This is a genomic window from Enterococcus sp. MMGLQ5-1 (assembly GCF_013155265.1).
Lineage (GTDB): Bacteria > Bacillota > Bacilli > Lactobacillales > Streptococcaceae > MMGLQ5-1.
Window position 1 is genome coordinate 31,434 of record NZ_JABJXU010000012.1, and the last position, 13,048, is coordinate 44,481.

Annotated in this window: 12 protein-coding genes; 8 read left to right on the forward strand and 4 right to left on the reverse strand. The window is 38.1% G+C overall.

What is annotated here, in order from left to right; translation table 11 throughout:
- Positions 1-37 precede the first annotated feature (37 nt).
- The 8 genes from HOY35_RS11240 to HOY35_RS11275 all read left to right on the forward strand — a co-directional run bounded on the left by HOY35_RS11240 (position 38) and on the right by HOY35_RS11275 (position 7,756).
- A complete protein-coding gene (locus tag HOY35_RS11240; RefSeq protein ID WP_172213757.1) occupies positions 38-529 on the forward strand; it encodes a GNAT family N-acetyltransferase in 492 nt (163 codons plus the stop codon).
- Complete coding sequence (locus HOY35_RS11245) at positions 530-1,198, forward strand: amino acid ABC transporter permease (RefSeq protein ID WP_172213759.1); 669 nt, start codon at positions 530-532, stop codon at positions 1,196-1,198.
- Positions 1,199-1,228: 30 nt separating this feature from the next.
- Complete coding sequence (locus tag HOY35_RS11250; protein ID WP_172213761.1) at positions 1,229-1,987, forward strand: amino acid ABC transporter ATP-binding protein; 759 nt, start codon at positions 1,229-1,231, stop codon at positions 1,985-1,987.
- An 18-nt stretch (positions 1,988-2,005) separates the two neighbouring features.
- Entirely contained in the window at positions 2,006-3,088 is a 1,083-nt protein-coding gene (locus HOY35_RS11255) for an iron-containing alcohol dehydrogenase (protein WP_172213763.1), read from the forward strand.
- Positions 3,081-4,148: a histidinol-phosphate transaminase gene (locus HOY35_RS11260; protein ID WP_172213765.1), complete on the forward strand. Its 1,068-nt coding sequence runs from the start codon at positions 3,081-3,083 to the stop codon at positions 4,146-4,148. The genes HOY35_RS11255 and HOY35_RS11260 overlap by 8 nt, the downstream gene beginning before the upstream one ends.
- 33 nt (positions 4,149-4,181) lie before the next feature.
- Positions 4,182-4,994 (forward strand): transporter substrate-binding domain-containing protein, encoded by an 813-nt coding sequence (locus HOY35_RS11265; protein ID WP_172213767.1) that lies wholly within the window; start codon positions 4,182-4,184, stop codon positions 4,992-4,994.
- A gap of 106 nt (positions 4,995-5,100) precedes the next feature.
- Positions 5,101-6,462 carry an adenylosuccinate lyase gene (gene purB, locus HOY35_RS11270; RefSeq protein WP_172213769.1) on the forward strand — a complete coding sequence of 454 codons (1,362 nt, stop codon included), beginning with the start codon at positions 5,101-5,103 and terminating at the stop codon, positions 6,460-6,462.
- A complete protein-coding gene (locus HOY35_RS11275; protein WP_172213771.1) occupies positions 6,449-7,756 on the forward strand; it encodes an MmgE/PrpD family protein in 1,308 nt (435 codons plus the stop codon). The genes purB and HOY35_RS11275 overlap by 14 nt, the downstream gene beginning before the upstream one ends.
- Before the next feature lie 218 nt (positions 7,757-7,974).
- On the opposite strand, the gene leuS is transcribed toward HOY35_RS11275, so the two are convergent.
- The 4 genes from leuS to HOY35_RS11295 form a co-directional block, all read right to left on the reverse strand.
- Complete coding sequence (gene leuS, locus HOY35_RS11280; protein WP_172213780.1) at positions 7,975-10,488, reverse strand: leucine--tRNA ligase; 2,514 nt, start codon at positions 10,486-10,488, stop codon at positions 7,975-7,977.
- A gap of 146 nt (positions 10,489-10,634) precedes the next feature.
- Positions 10,635-11,042, reverse strand: a complete 408-nt coding sequence (locus tag HOY35_RS11285; RefSeq protein WP_172213782.1) for a hypothetical protein — start codon at positions 11,040-11,042, stop codon at positions 10,635-10,637.
- A gap of 16 nt (positions 11,043-11,058) precedes the next feature.
- Positions 11,059-12,000, reverse strand: coding sequence for a phosphodiester glycosidase family protein (locus HOY35_RS11290; RefSeq protein WP_172213784.1), 942 nt, complete (start codon positions 11,998-12,000; stop codon positions 11,059-11,061).
- A complete protein-coding gene (locus tag HOY35_RS11295; RefSeq protein ID WP_172213786.1) occupies positions 11,993-13,045 on the reverse strand; it encodes a bifunctional glycosyltransferase family 2/GtrA family protein in 1,053 nt (350 codons plus the stop codon). Before HOY35_RS11295 ends, HOY35_RS11290 begins: the two co-directional genes overlap by 8 nt.
- Positions 13,046-13,048: the final 3 nt, after the last annotated feature.

A 13,048-nucleotide genomic window follows, 5' to 3' on the forward strand; every position in this document is an offset into this window, starting at 1 on the left:
TTACGTGAAAATAATAATTATGAAAGTATGATTTATAATGACTGAAATTAAACGTTTAACACGTTACGATAGCCATGATTACTACAGCTTAATCCATTTGGCTTACCAATCAATCGATGCAAAAACAATTTCATTCGCTGCGGCTACTGAAAATGAAGCGGAGATGTCCCAATGGCTAGCTGAGCATTTAACCTATGGATTATTTGTACAAGATCAGCTTGTTTGTACGCTCTCAATTCGATTTCCATGGAGTAAGGCTAAAAGCATTACTGGCTACCCACATTTAGGGCGTTTTGCGACACATCCCGATTTTCAAGGTCATGGCTATGCCAAAAAATTACTAGCTTGGGTTGAAAAAAACATTATCCAGGATCTACTACACTCACCCTACTTAACGCTTGGTACAGCTGAAAATCATCCGTGGCTGCGGCAGTTTTATGAAGCTCAAGGATTTATCGTTTATGACCGCCAAAAGCTAGCAAATAATAAGCATGTCACACTTTACTTCAAAAAAGAAATGGAGCTTTAAATGATTGATTTAGGTTATTTAGTACAAGCAATTACCGAAATAATCCCCTTTATCCCAGTAACATTATTAATATCGATTAGCGCAATGTTTTTTGCCATTATCTTAGGCATTATTATGGCGTTGCTCCGCAGACAAAATAATAAAATTATCTCTTCTCTCGCTGGTCTTTATGTTTCGCTATTTCGTGGTTTTCCAACGGTTGTCCAGCTTTTCATTGTCTACTTCGGCTTGCCACAAATTTTTCCAGCCTTCAATTCGCTAAGTGCGATGTATGCGGTGATTATCACTTTCAGTTTTAAGGAATCTTCCTATCTAACCGAAATTTTCAGAGCAGGACTAGACTCTGTTGATCAAGGGCAAATTGAAGCTGGTCTGGCCATCGGTATGAAAAAATGGAAAATCTATCAAGAGGTGGTTTTTCCTCAAGCAATTATCAATGCGTTACCCGGTACCACAAACACTTTTGTATCATTAGTCAAGGAAAGCTCATTAGCATTTACCTTAGGTATAACTGAATTATTTGCTGAAGGTAAGCTGATTGCTAGCTCAAATCTCAGATATTTTGAAACTTATTTGGCGGTTGGTTTAATTTACTGGTTCATGATTATTATTATTGGACGATTGGAAAATCTAGTTGAAAAAAGAATGTCGAAGGCTTATCAACGCTAAATCCATCATATTTAATCCGAGGAGGAAATAATGATTAAAGTAGAAAATTTATCCAAAGCCTTTGGCAATAAAACAGTGCTTAAGGATGTCAATTTAGAAGTAAATGAAGGTGAGGTGGTCGCAATTATTGGACCAAGTGGGTCTGGCAAATCAACACTACTCCGCAGCCTAAACCTACTCGAAGAACCAGAAACAGGCATTATTAAAGTTGGTGATGCAAAGGTCAATGTAAGCGAGCTAACCTCAAAAAATCGTTATCAATTGAGACAACAATCAGCGATGGTTTTTCAGCATTTTAATCTTTTTAAAAATAAGACTGTTCTTGAAAATGTGACTTTATCATTGACTAGCAGCAAACGTAAAACAAAAAACGAGGCCATTAAAATTGCTAATGAGCTACTTGAGCAGGTTGGCTTATTAGAGCAAAGCAATCAATATCCGATTACGCTAAGTGGTGGTCAGCAGCAAAGAGTCAGTATTGCACGCGCATTAGCGGTTGAGCCGAAAGTGATTTTTATGGATGAGCCAACTTCTGCTCTTGACCCTGAGTTAGTTGGCGAGGTTCTTAAAACGATTGAACAATTATCCAAGAGAAATATAACTTTAGTTATTGTAACTCATGAAATGAAATTTGCTAAAAAAGTAGCTGATAAGATTATCTTCATGGACGGTGGTGTGATTGTTGAAAGTGGTACACCCGATAAATTATTTTCACAGCCTAGCTCAGAACGAACAAGACGTTTCTTGATGTCCACTACAGAAGATACATCACTGGATTTTGTGATTTAAAAAAGAAGAGGAGTCTTAATGAAAATCTCAAGTTATTTTCCACAAAAAATAATTGAGGAAGCTAATATATTATCTAGCCTTGCAGACTATCTACCTTCAAATATTCAAAGTATATTAATTATTACTGGTAAAAAAGCTTGGCAAGCAACCAAAGCATCTATTGAAAAAGCTTTAAACGACAATCAAATTAGTTTTCACAAACAAATACTTGAAGCCTATCCGACATCAGAAGTAATTCAATATTTCAGCGATTATGCGAAGCAGAAAAATATTGATGGCGTGATTGCAGTTGGTGGTGGTAAGGTTTGTGATGTTGGCAAAGCAGTCGCTGATAATCTAAATTGCTTCCTAATGACAATTCCAACCATTGCCGCAACTAACGCGGCTTTTAGAAAAAATTCAATTCTATACCAAGCAGATGGCGCCTATATCGGCGCAAAGCAAAACCAAAAATGTGCGGATGTTCTTTTGATTGATGCCACAATTATTGAAAAAGCGCCAAATCGCTATCTAAAAGCAGGATTAATTGATGCAGTCAGTCGAGCAGTTGATACGAAGCCTTATACTCTAGCCGATTCGTCCGACTTAACGGTTGCTTTTATTTATCAGAATGCCCAGCTTTCCGCTGATTTTTTATTAAAAATCGGAGAAATTATCGCTAGCAGGCAATTGACCTCAGATGAATTTGCCCAAACCATTGATGCTATTATAAATATCGTTGGTGTTGCTGGTGCCAAGAGCAAGGGGCGAATGTATCGAGGAGTCACACACCCTTTACACAACGAATTGACAAAGCTAATTGATCATCATGAGCTTTTGCATGGCGAAATCATTGCTTTAACTACCCTAGTTCAATTAATTCTTGAGCAAGACAATTACGATTGGTATCTTCAATTTCTAAAAAATATTGATTTTAAAGTAAAGATCAAAAATTTTGGATTGACGGATACAAAAATAATTACACAACTTTCAAATCATTTTATTTTGCATTTTACTGACGAGGTAAGCTTCTTTATTCCCAATCTTTCCGAGCCACTACTTAGTTCAGCAATTAATGAGGCATTCAAAATTATCGAGGAAGGGGGTCATGCCCTTGACTAAAGTCAAAAAAGCCTTTGTCGAACAGCATCGCACGCAACACTATCCAAAAATAAATGCCAAGCACAAATTAGCAATGGATCGTAATGAAAATCCCCTATTACCATCAAAACGTGTGCAAGATGCAATTTATCAAGAATTTAATCAGCTTTCACGTTATCCAGAAAATAGTGGTTTTAAGCTCAGAAATGCTCTGAGTGAACGATGGGATTTAAATCCTGACTATTTCTTAATTGGTAATGGCTCATTTGAAATTTTATCTTTACTCGCATTGGTCTTTTTAGATCAGGATAGTGAGGTAATCGTACCAGAGGGGACTTTCATTTGGCATAAACGCTTTAGTCAATTTAATGGCGCAAAGGTAATCAATGTGCCACTCAATCAAAATTTTCAAATTCATTTATCGCACATTGTTGATGCAATCACACCACAAACTAAAATTATATGGTTGACGAATCCATTTAATCCGACCGGAACGATTTTGAAAAAACAAGACCTACTTAATTTTTGTAGCAAGGTGTCCTCAGACATCATTATTGCGATTGACGAGGCGTATATTGAGTTTGCAAATCTTAAATCAGAAGCCACTTCAAAGCAATTTGTAATTGATTTTCCAAACGTAATTCTTCTAAGAACCTTTTCAAAGTTTTATCGTTTGGCAGCACTTAGAATCGGCTACGCCGTTGCTCAGCCTGAATTAATCCAGACTATTCTACCCTATCGGATTCCGCCAAATCATAATCGTTTAGGTGCTGTCGCAGCAATTGAGAGCTTGCACGATAAAACAAGTCAAAAAGAAACTTTTTCATATATTAAAAATGAAAAAGAATATTTAATTACCGAGCTTGAGGCACTTGATTTTAAGGTTATTCAAAGTGAAACAAATTTTTTATTTATTTCGCTAGAAAAGCATCCATCTGATTTTATCGAAAAATTAGCTGAAGAAGTGATTTTTAAGGATGGGCAATTCTTTGGCTTTCCAAATTATTTTAGAATAACTATTGGCAACACAGAACAAAATCGAGAATTAATTCGATTGATTAAAAAGATTATTAATTATTAATAATATATATATATATAAAAGGGAGATTTAATTATGAAAAAATGGACAAAACTATTTACAGCAGCAGGTCTACTGGTCATTTCAGCAAGTTTGGTTGCTTGTTCGTCAAGCAGCAAAAAGGAAACAGCAAAAAGTGATAGCGAGGAAAAAATCACGTTAAAAGTTGGTGCAACTGGGCAATCCTTTCCTAATTCTTATAAAGATGGCGATAAATTAGTCGGCTATGACGTTGAGGTGTTAGAGACAATTGCTGACAAATTGGGCTATGAGCTTGAGTGGACAACCGGCGCCTTTGATGGTCTTTTAGCTTCGTTAAATGCTAACAAATTAGATACAATTGCTAATAATTTTGCAATTACACCAGAGCGTTCAGAAACTGTCGATTTTACTGAGCCATATGCATACACAGCTTCTGGAATTGCAGTTTTAGAGGATAGTAAATACGAAAGCACTGAGGATTTAGCTGGCGAAACAGTTGGCGGTGTTGCCGGTAGTAATAAATTGACTGAGCTAGAAGCATATATCGAAAAAACAAAGCTTGACATTGATGTTCGTCAATACGATACACGTGAGGGACCACAAGAAGATACGATTAAAGGACAGGTAGCGGGTTATGTACAGGATAAGGCTGTCTTAGCCGCAACAATTAAAAAGGACAATTTAGCACTACGTGTTTTACCTGAAGATATTGCAACTGGTGAGGTTGCCTTTCCATTTGCTAAAAATGAGCGTGGTGAAAAGCTAAGAAAAGCATTTGATAAGGAATTAAAGGCTTTACTCGAGGATGGCACTATTAAGAAGCTTTCAGAAAAATACTACGGTATTGATGTAACCGAAAAAAATTAGTAGTAAATAATAAAGCGGATTAATGCTTGAGCTGACCACGCTTCACTTTAATTTGGTCAAACAGGTCAATCCGCTTCTTTATTTTAATTTAGGAGGAGATTTAAAAGTGGGTAGTCATGTAATTGATAATTTCGCACTACAAAATAATTTTGGCACAGCAGAAATGCGGGCTGTCTTCAATGATGTCACGAGACTTCAAAGACAATTGGATGTTGAAGCCGCACTTGCATTAGCTGAAGGTGAGCTTGATGTCATTCCCAGAGCTGCTGCAAAGCAAATTGCTGCCGTTTGTGATATTTCGCTCTACGATTTAGACGAAATATCAAAGGAGACAGCAATTGCCAAGCATTCATTAATGGGGCTGATTAATTCTGTTCAAAAAAAGGCTGACACTGCTGGGGAATACGTTCATTATGGTGCCACAACGCAGGATATTGTTGATACGGCAACAGTAATCCAATTAAAAGAGGCATTAGCTATTATCGAGCGTGACTTAACGGCGATTATTAAAAGGCTGGCTAAATTATCGAAAAAATACCAGCATACAGTCATGGTTGGTAGAACACATGCGATGCAGGCATTACCAATCACCTTTGGCTACAAGCTAGCAATATGGACAGCCGAATTTTCCAGACACGCAGCAAGGCTTACAGAGAGCAAGGCTCGCATTCTAACAGGAAATATTAATGGTGCAGTTGGTACATTTGCCTCACTTGGAGAAGCCGGTAAGGCTGTTGAAAAGCAGGCATTAGATTATCTAGAATTAAACGTGCCAATCGCCAGTCTACAATCATCCCGTGATAACTTTAGTGAGTATGCAAACCTCGTCGGTTTAATTAGCGCTACGCTTGGTAAAATCGGCAATGAATTTTACAATTTGATGCGCACTGAAATTGGGGAGATTGAAGAGGGCTTCAGTCAAGGGAAAATTGGCTCATCAACAATGCCTCATAAGCGTAATCCCGCAGCATTTGAAACCTTAGCCTCATTAACACCACCTGTTTTAAAAGGGGTTTCTTTAGTACACGAAAGCATGCACGTCGAACATGAAAGAGATGCGATGAGCTGGCGGCAAGAGTGGATCGCTTTACCAGAAATTAGTATCTACTTATCTGGTCAATTAACGAATTTATTGTCAATCTTGGACACATTTGTTGTTCGTGAAGATAAAATGCTTGAAAACTTGAATCGTCAATATGGATTGCTGCTTTCTGAAAAGGTCATGTTTGAGGTCGGTAAAAAGCTTGGCAAACAAACCGCTCATCACATTGTCTATGAAAAATCAATGATTGCTTTTGAAGAAAATCGCTCATTTGCCGATACACTCTTAGAATCTGAAGCCATCCAGCAATATTTTGATCGCCCAACGATTGACGAATGGCTTGATCCTGCAAAATATACAGGTCAATCAGTATCAGTTGTCGATGACGTTTATCAAGAAATTGAAAAAATTTATGGCAGATTATAATACTGAATTGCTACTCGATTGTATTGAAGCAGCAAATATTAAGTCCGATAGCGAACTTTTTTCAATCGCAAAGTTAGCTTTTATTGACTATCTAGCCTCCTACTTTCTGGCATTAGACGAGCCTGTAATCCAACAATTTGCACAAGTTTATCAACAGTCAGAGAAACATAATAAAGCCGTTGGCACAAGCTACCATTTTTCAAATGAAGAAATTGCTTTATTTTATGGCTTTACAGCACATTATCTTGATATTGATGATGTGCAGCCGAACATACAAGGGCATCCGAGTGCTGTTATTTTTTCAGCATTACTTGCCGTATCAAAGTCTGAGCATTCTTGGCAAGATTTTTTTGAAAGCTATATTCTTGGGCTTGAAGTCGAGGGCTGCTTGGGTAAATTAGTCAATCCACAGTTGAAAATTCAAGGCTGGCACGCGACTTCAGTCTTAGGTAATATTGGAGCAGCAGTTGCGATTGGGCATCTAAAGCAGTTAAGTCGAACCGATTTAACAAGGCTCATCTCGCTGGCAGCAACACAATCAATGGGAATGTCCTTTCAATTTGGTAGCGATATTAAGCCACTGCACGCTGGTCTAGCTGCGCAGGCGGCAGTTTTCAGCTATCAGCTTGTCACAAAGACACAAATCAAAACCGATATGGCACCCTTTAGAGAGAACGGCGGCTGGCTAAAAACCTTAAATGCGGAACAAGAAAGCTTTAAATCTGCTTTCGCTTCCTTTTTATCCCCTGGGGAAATTATTCAACCGGGCTTATGGTTCAAACGTTTTCCATTTTGCTCTGCCGCAATGACTGGCTATGATGCAGCCGAACAGCTTTGGCAAATGGGCATTCGAATTCAAAACCTTAAAGCAATTGAAATACATTTTTCACCTAATCAGGATCAGGCGCTACGCTTTAAAAAGCCTAAAAACGGGATTGAAGGTAAGTTTTCAATTGAATATATTATTTGGCAGGTCTTAAGCTTCGGTGAAGTCAAAAATGAATTTTTCTCACCTGCAGAGGTGCCAAGGCAGTTTATCATAGATTTACCGAAAATTAAAAGGTACTATGACCTGCCTCGGCAGAAAAAAACAAGCCGATTTGTCAAGCTATCAGTTATAACAAATAATGACCTAGCTCAATCAATGAGCGTTAAAATCCCAAAAGGTGCACCTGAAAATCCATTAAGCATCGAAGAAATTATTAATAAGCTAAAAGGACATCCACTTCAACAGTCATTGAATAATTTTCAACAAACAATGGCACTTGATGCAGCAATCAATCTTGACATTTGAAGATATTCGTATAACCCAAAAGGGGGTTGAGACAAAAGTCCTAACCCCTATTGTATTGTTCGTAATTTATGGGGGACAATGCGACAACGACTAGGAAAATAGACAAATTTCCGAACATTTTCAAGCAAATGCCATCAATTTCCTAATTTTCTACGTCGTTAAACGTCGTTTGTCCCACCTCCTTTTTATTACTTGCCGTTATTCATTCAATTATTTATTTAGTTTGCAACGATATTTACCAATTTATTTGGTACCACAATCACCTTACGAACAGTCTTTCCTGATAATAATTCAGCAATCGTTTCGTTTTCTAAGGCAATACGCTCAAGCTCGTCATTTGACAAATCACGCATCACCTTGGCTCTTGCCTTGACCTTACCAAGAATTTGGAAGACAACCTCAATTTCATCTTCAACCAATTCTTTTTCATCATAAGCTGGCCAAGGGACATAAGAAATATCAATATCATGCTCTAATTTAGACCAAAGCTCTTCTGCAATGTGTGGTGCAATTGGTGCCAAAAGCTGAACAAAGCCATTAATATACTCATAGGGTAAGACTTCTGCCTTGTTTGCCGCATTGACAAAGACCATCAATTGAGAAATTGCTGTGTTAAAATGCAGGGCTTCAAAGTCTTCGGTCACCTTCTTAACAGTCTGATGATAAACCTTGGTTAATTTGCCATCATTGAAAGTTGTGACATGGTCACGTAACCTGTTTTCGTCGTCAATAATTAGGCGCCAAACGCGATCCAAGAACTTACGACTGCCTTCTAGGCCATCCTCACTCCAAGCAATTGAAGCATCTAATGGTCCCATAAACATTTCATAGAGACGTAAGGTATCCGCACCATATTTAGCAACTACATCGTCCGGATTAACAACATTACCACGTGATTTAGACATTTTCGCTGGTACTTCTTTTAAAGTTTCACAAGTATCAATCTTATAATATTGACCATCACGCTTTTCAACCTCATCATTATTGACTAGCGCACCACGCGCATCCTCATAGCTCATTCCTAAAATCATGCCTTGATTAAAAAGCTTTTGGAAGGGCTCTTTCGTTGGTACAACACCGATATCATATAAAAACTTATGCCAAAAGCGTGCATATAATAAATGTAAAACAGCATGTTCAGCGCCACCAATATAGACGTCAACGGGCATCCAGCGTTTTAATTTATCATAATCAGCGAGTGCTTCTTTATTTTTGGGATCAATATAGCGCAAGAAATACCAAGAAGAACCCGCCCATTGTGGCATAGTATTAGTCTCACGGCGCCCCTTGCGACCATCTTCATCGACTACTTCTAACCAATCCGTTAGATTGGCAAGTGGACTTTCACCTGTACCACTTGGTTTAATGTCCTTCGTTTTCGGTAAAATCAATGGTAGCTCAGACTCAGCAACCGCCGTTGTTTCACCATCCTCCCAATGAATAATTGGAATCGGTTCACCCCAATAACGTTGACGTGAAAATAACCAATCACGGAGGCGATAATTAATCTGCTTTTGTCCAACCTCCTTGGCTTCAAGCCACTCAATCATTTGGCTAATTGCCGTCTCTTTATCTAGACCATCAAGAAAATCAGAATTAATATGCAAGCCATCACCAATAAAGGCTTCCTGACTGACATCGCCACCTTCTAAAACTGGAATAATTGGCAAGGCAAATTGCTTTGCAAATTCATAGTCCCGTTCATCGTGAGCAGGCACAGCCATAATTGCACCGGTACCATAGCTTGCTAAAACATAGTCGGCAATCCAGATTGGAATTAATTCCTGATTAACCGGATTAATTGCATAGGCACCTGTAAAGACACCTGTTTTTTCCTTTGCTAAATCCGTTCTTGCTAAATCAGATTTCAAAGAAGCTTCCTTGATATAAGCCTCAACTGCCGACTTTTGTTCAGCAGTGGTAATCTTTTCAACTAAATCATGCTCAGGTGCTAGGACCGCATAGGTCGCCCCGAAAAGCGTGTCTGGACGCGTTGTGAAGACAGTAAAATCAAAATCTGTTTTAGCAATCTTAAAGTTAACGTGTGCACCGACAGACTTACCAATCCAGTTGCGCTGCATTTCTTTAATCGATTCAGGCCAATCTACCAAGTCTAAATCATCTAATAATCGCTCTGCATACGCGGTAATCTTCAACATCCATTGACGCATTGGTTTACGTTCAACAGGATGACCACCACGTTCACTCGTACCGTCAGGCATTACTTCTTCATTGGCAATTACGGTACCTAATGCTGGCACCCAATTGACCGCCACCTCATCTTCGTAAGCTAAGCCCTTTTCATAGAGCTTCAAGAAAATCCACTGTGTCCATTTATAATAATTCGGATCAGTCGTATTGATTTCACGATCCCAGTCGTAGCTAAAGCCAAGCGAATTGATTTGTTTTCTGAAAGTTTCAATATTTTTTGCTGTAAATTCTGCCGGGTCATTACCTGTATCAATTGCATACTGTTCAGCAGGTAAACCAAAGGCATCCCAGCCCATTGGGTGTAAAACATTAAAGCCTTGTGCACGTTTAAAACGAGATAAGATATCCGTTGCTGTATAGCCTTCTGGGTGACCTACGTGCAAGCCTTGTCCAGATGGGTAAGGGAACATATCTAAAGCATAAAATTTCGGTTTATTCGCATCTTCAGTTGTTTTAAATGTATGATGTTTTTTCCAGTAATGTTGCCATTTTTTTTCTATTTCTTGGTGATTATAGCCCACGAAATTGCTCCTTTATAAGAATATTCATTTTGCCTTTCATTATAGCACAATGGCTAAGTTTCGACATAATCTCCTTTGATTTTTTTAAATATCGCAACTGATTATTCAATAAATACTATAGGTAAAGCGGGGTGAGCATTCATTAATTAGGACCGACTAGCTGTTATCTGATGATGGTGTTGTTTAAAAGAAAGAACCATCCAAAGCAGTAAACCAAAGCAGCTTAGAGCGCCACTTAAAATTGAATATACAATTAAATATTCTGAACTCGTTCCAGCAATCTCAAAGACGCCTGTTAAAAATTGTCCAAGCACATAGGTAAACATAGCCACCGTTAATGACCGTGTCACATATTTGATTTGCTGTTTTGACCATAGCTGGCGATTTAAAACAAATAAAATAACTAATATCGGAAGCAATACTAACGGATAAATCCAAATGCGATTCATTGCATCACTGGTTACGCCATGTCCAAAATAGTTATATACTGTCTTGACAATAAATAACAAAATTGAACTGATTATTAAAAAAATAATACTTTTTTTGATTTTCATAATAAACACCTCATTACTAATAGCCAATATAGATCATATCACTGACTGAACGTTCACTTCCAGACGAGCCTTGTGCACCTGCGACTGGATTATTAATCACTGTGCCATTAAAGACCATTGTAGATGAGCCACCGCCATCTAAATTATAAGCAATTGTAGCGCCCTTGGCTTGCATGACTTGTGCTAATTGATAGAGTGAAAAGCCTTCACTCTCATCAGTCCTACCATCAGATACAACAATAATATAGTGATTTTCACTAATTTGACCGATTGCTGTTCTCGGATTGCTAGACATCGATTGACCTACTTCATCATTAGTTGAAACAGCAATTTCTCCGTCCTCAACCAGTGTCGGTCCAAATGACAAGACCTGTGTCGCACCGTCTTCAAGCAAAGCTTCTGCTGTCACATCTGATTGATTGACTACTGAAAAATTACCGTCTGAATCAACGACTAGAGCATCTGTATCTGCCTCTGCAGTATCACGGTATAAGACGCCATTTCTAATGACATAACCGGTATCTCGAAAGCCATAATAATCACCATTAATCGCTAAAATCGCCGATTTGTCGCTTGCCATATCCGAAACAGTTTCCTTAATATTTCTACCATATGTATCGTTGGCTAAAGCTGTTTGAAGATAGCTTGGATCACTGACCTGGATGTCCGCTACATAATAAGTTGTCCCGCTAGACTCCTCAGTCGTAATTTGAATCTGAATATTATCATCGCTATAGCTCGTATCTGTGACAACTGCCTCGCTGCTGCCACTCGTGCTTGTACTGCTTGTATCAGTTCCTGTTTTTTCTGTACTCGCAGTTTCATTTGAAGCAATCGCCTGATAGGATTTCGGTAAAACAAAGGTATCCAATAAGACAAAGCCTGTAAAGCCTGTGATTAGCAATGAATAAATTGAGAAGAATGGAAAGCCATGTTTTTTTCGCTGCCTTTTAACCAAATTGAACACCTCTTGTCTCTTTAAAGATATAACGTTTTTGGATGTAATAACTCGCAATAAATAATGTTAGATCAACCATTATTTTCAGCAGGATCACCAGACTAGTTAAAGATGATAAGCTCCAAACAAGCAACCAGCTTAAGAAAAGCTGTATCAAAAATAAGATGATATACTTGATTGCCTCGATAGAATGATCCCCCTTTGAAAAGAAAACAAGCTGACGATTCAAAGTGAAATTAAGCATGCCACTAAAGATGCGTGCTGTCACGGTGGCCATCAGCAGAACATCTGCTGAGCTTTGAAAAACAAACTGATATAAGAAATAAAATAATAGTAAATCTACCATTGAACAGATTAACGAGCTAAATGTAAACTTTAAAAAGGATTGATAGATTAAAATTGAATCTTTAAATGCTCTAAAATGAGAATGCGCATTATTACCAAAATAAACCGTTTCAATTGGTATTTCCTCAATTTTCAAGCCGAGCTGATTGGCTGCCATTAAAACATTCATTTCATATTCAAAGCGGGCACCATTTATTTTGATCATCGCCTCCAAGCTAGATTGAGGAAGTCCACGTAAACCAGTTTGGGTATCATGTGCTGTTAAGCCAGTTGAAAAATGAAAAATCATCGAAGTTATTTTATTACCGTAATAGCTTTTAAATGGTGTATTTTTACCAAAATCTCTCGTTCCTAAAATCAATTTATCAGCAGCTTGGTCTAATCGTTCAGCAATTTTTAAAATATCGGTTGGTCGGTGCTGACCATCACAGTCAGCAGTTACCATTCCTTTAGCCTCTTTAAACTCATTTAATTGAAAGCGCATTGCTGTTTTTAAGGCAATCCCTTTACCTTTATTTTTAAATTGATGTATGACAATCGCACCTTTCGCCTCTACTTGTGAAAAAATAGGCTGAAAAGCATTGCCTGAGCCATCATCAATAACAATAATTCGACGTCTCGTTAAGGCTGTCAAATCATCAATCAATTGAATAAAGCGTTCCCCCGGCTCATAGGCAGGAATAACAATTGTTGCTTCCATTAA

Excerpts from the sequence above, each read along its gene's own strand:
- HOY35_RS11285 (WP_172213782.1), bottom strand. The coding sequence starts at position 11,042 with ATGAAAATCAAAAAAAGTATTATTTTTTTAATAATCAGTTCAATTTTG.
- HOY35_RS11240 (WP_172213757.1), top strand. The coding sequence starts at position 38 with ATGACTGAAATTAAACGTTTAACACGTTACGATAGCCATGATTACTAC.
- HOY35_RS11295 (WP_172213786.1), bottom strand. The coding sequence starts at position 13,045 with ATGGAAGCAACAATTGTTATTCCTGCCTATGAGCCGGGGGAACGCTTT.
- HOY35_RS11250 (WP_172213761.1), top strand. The coding sequence starts at position 1,229 with ATGATTAAAGTAGAAAATTTATCCAAAGCCTTTGGCAATAAAACAGTG.
- HOY35_RS11275 (WP_172213771.1), top strand. The coding sequence starts at position 6,449 with ATGGCAGATTATAATACTGAATTGCTACTCGATTGTATTGAAGCAGCA.
- HOY35_RS11245 (WP_172213759.1), top strand. The coding sequence starts at position 530 with ATGATTGATTTAGGTTATTTAGTACAAGCAATTACCGAAATAATCCCC.
- HOY35_RS11265 (WP_172213767.1), top strand. The coding sequence starts at position 4,182 with ATGAAAAAATGGACAAAACTATTTACAGCAGCAGGTCTACTGGTCATT.
- HOY35_RS11255 (WP_172213763.1), top strand. The coding sequence starts at position 2,006 with ATGAAAATCTCAAGTTATTTTCCACAAAAAATAATTGAGGAAGCTAAT.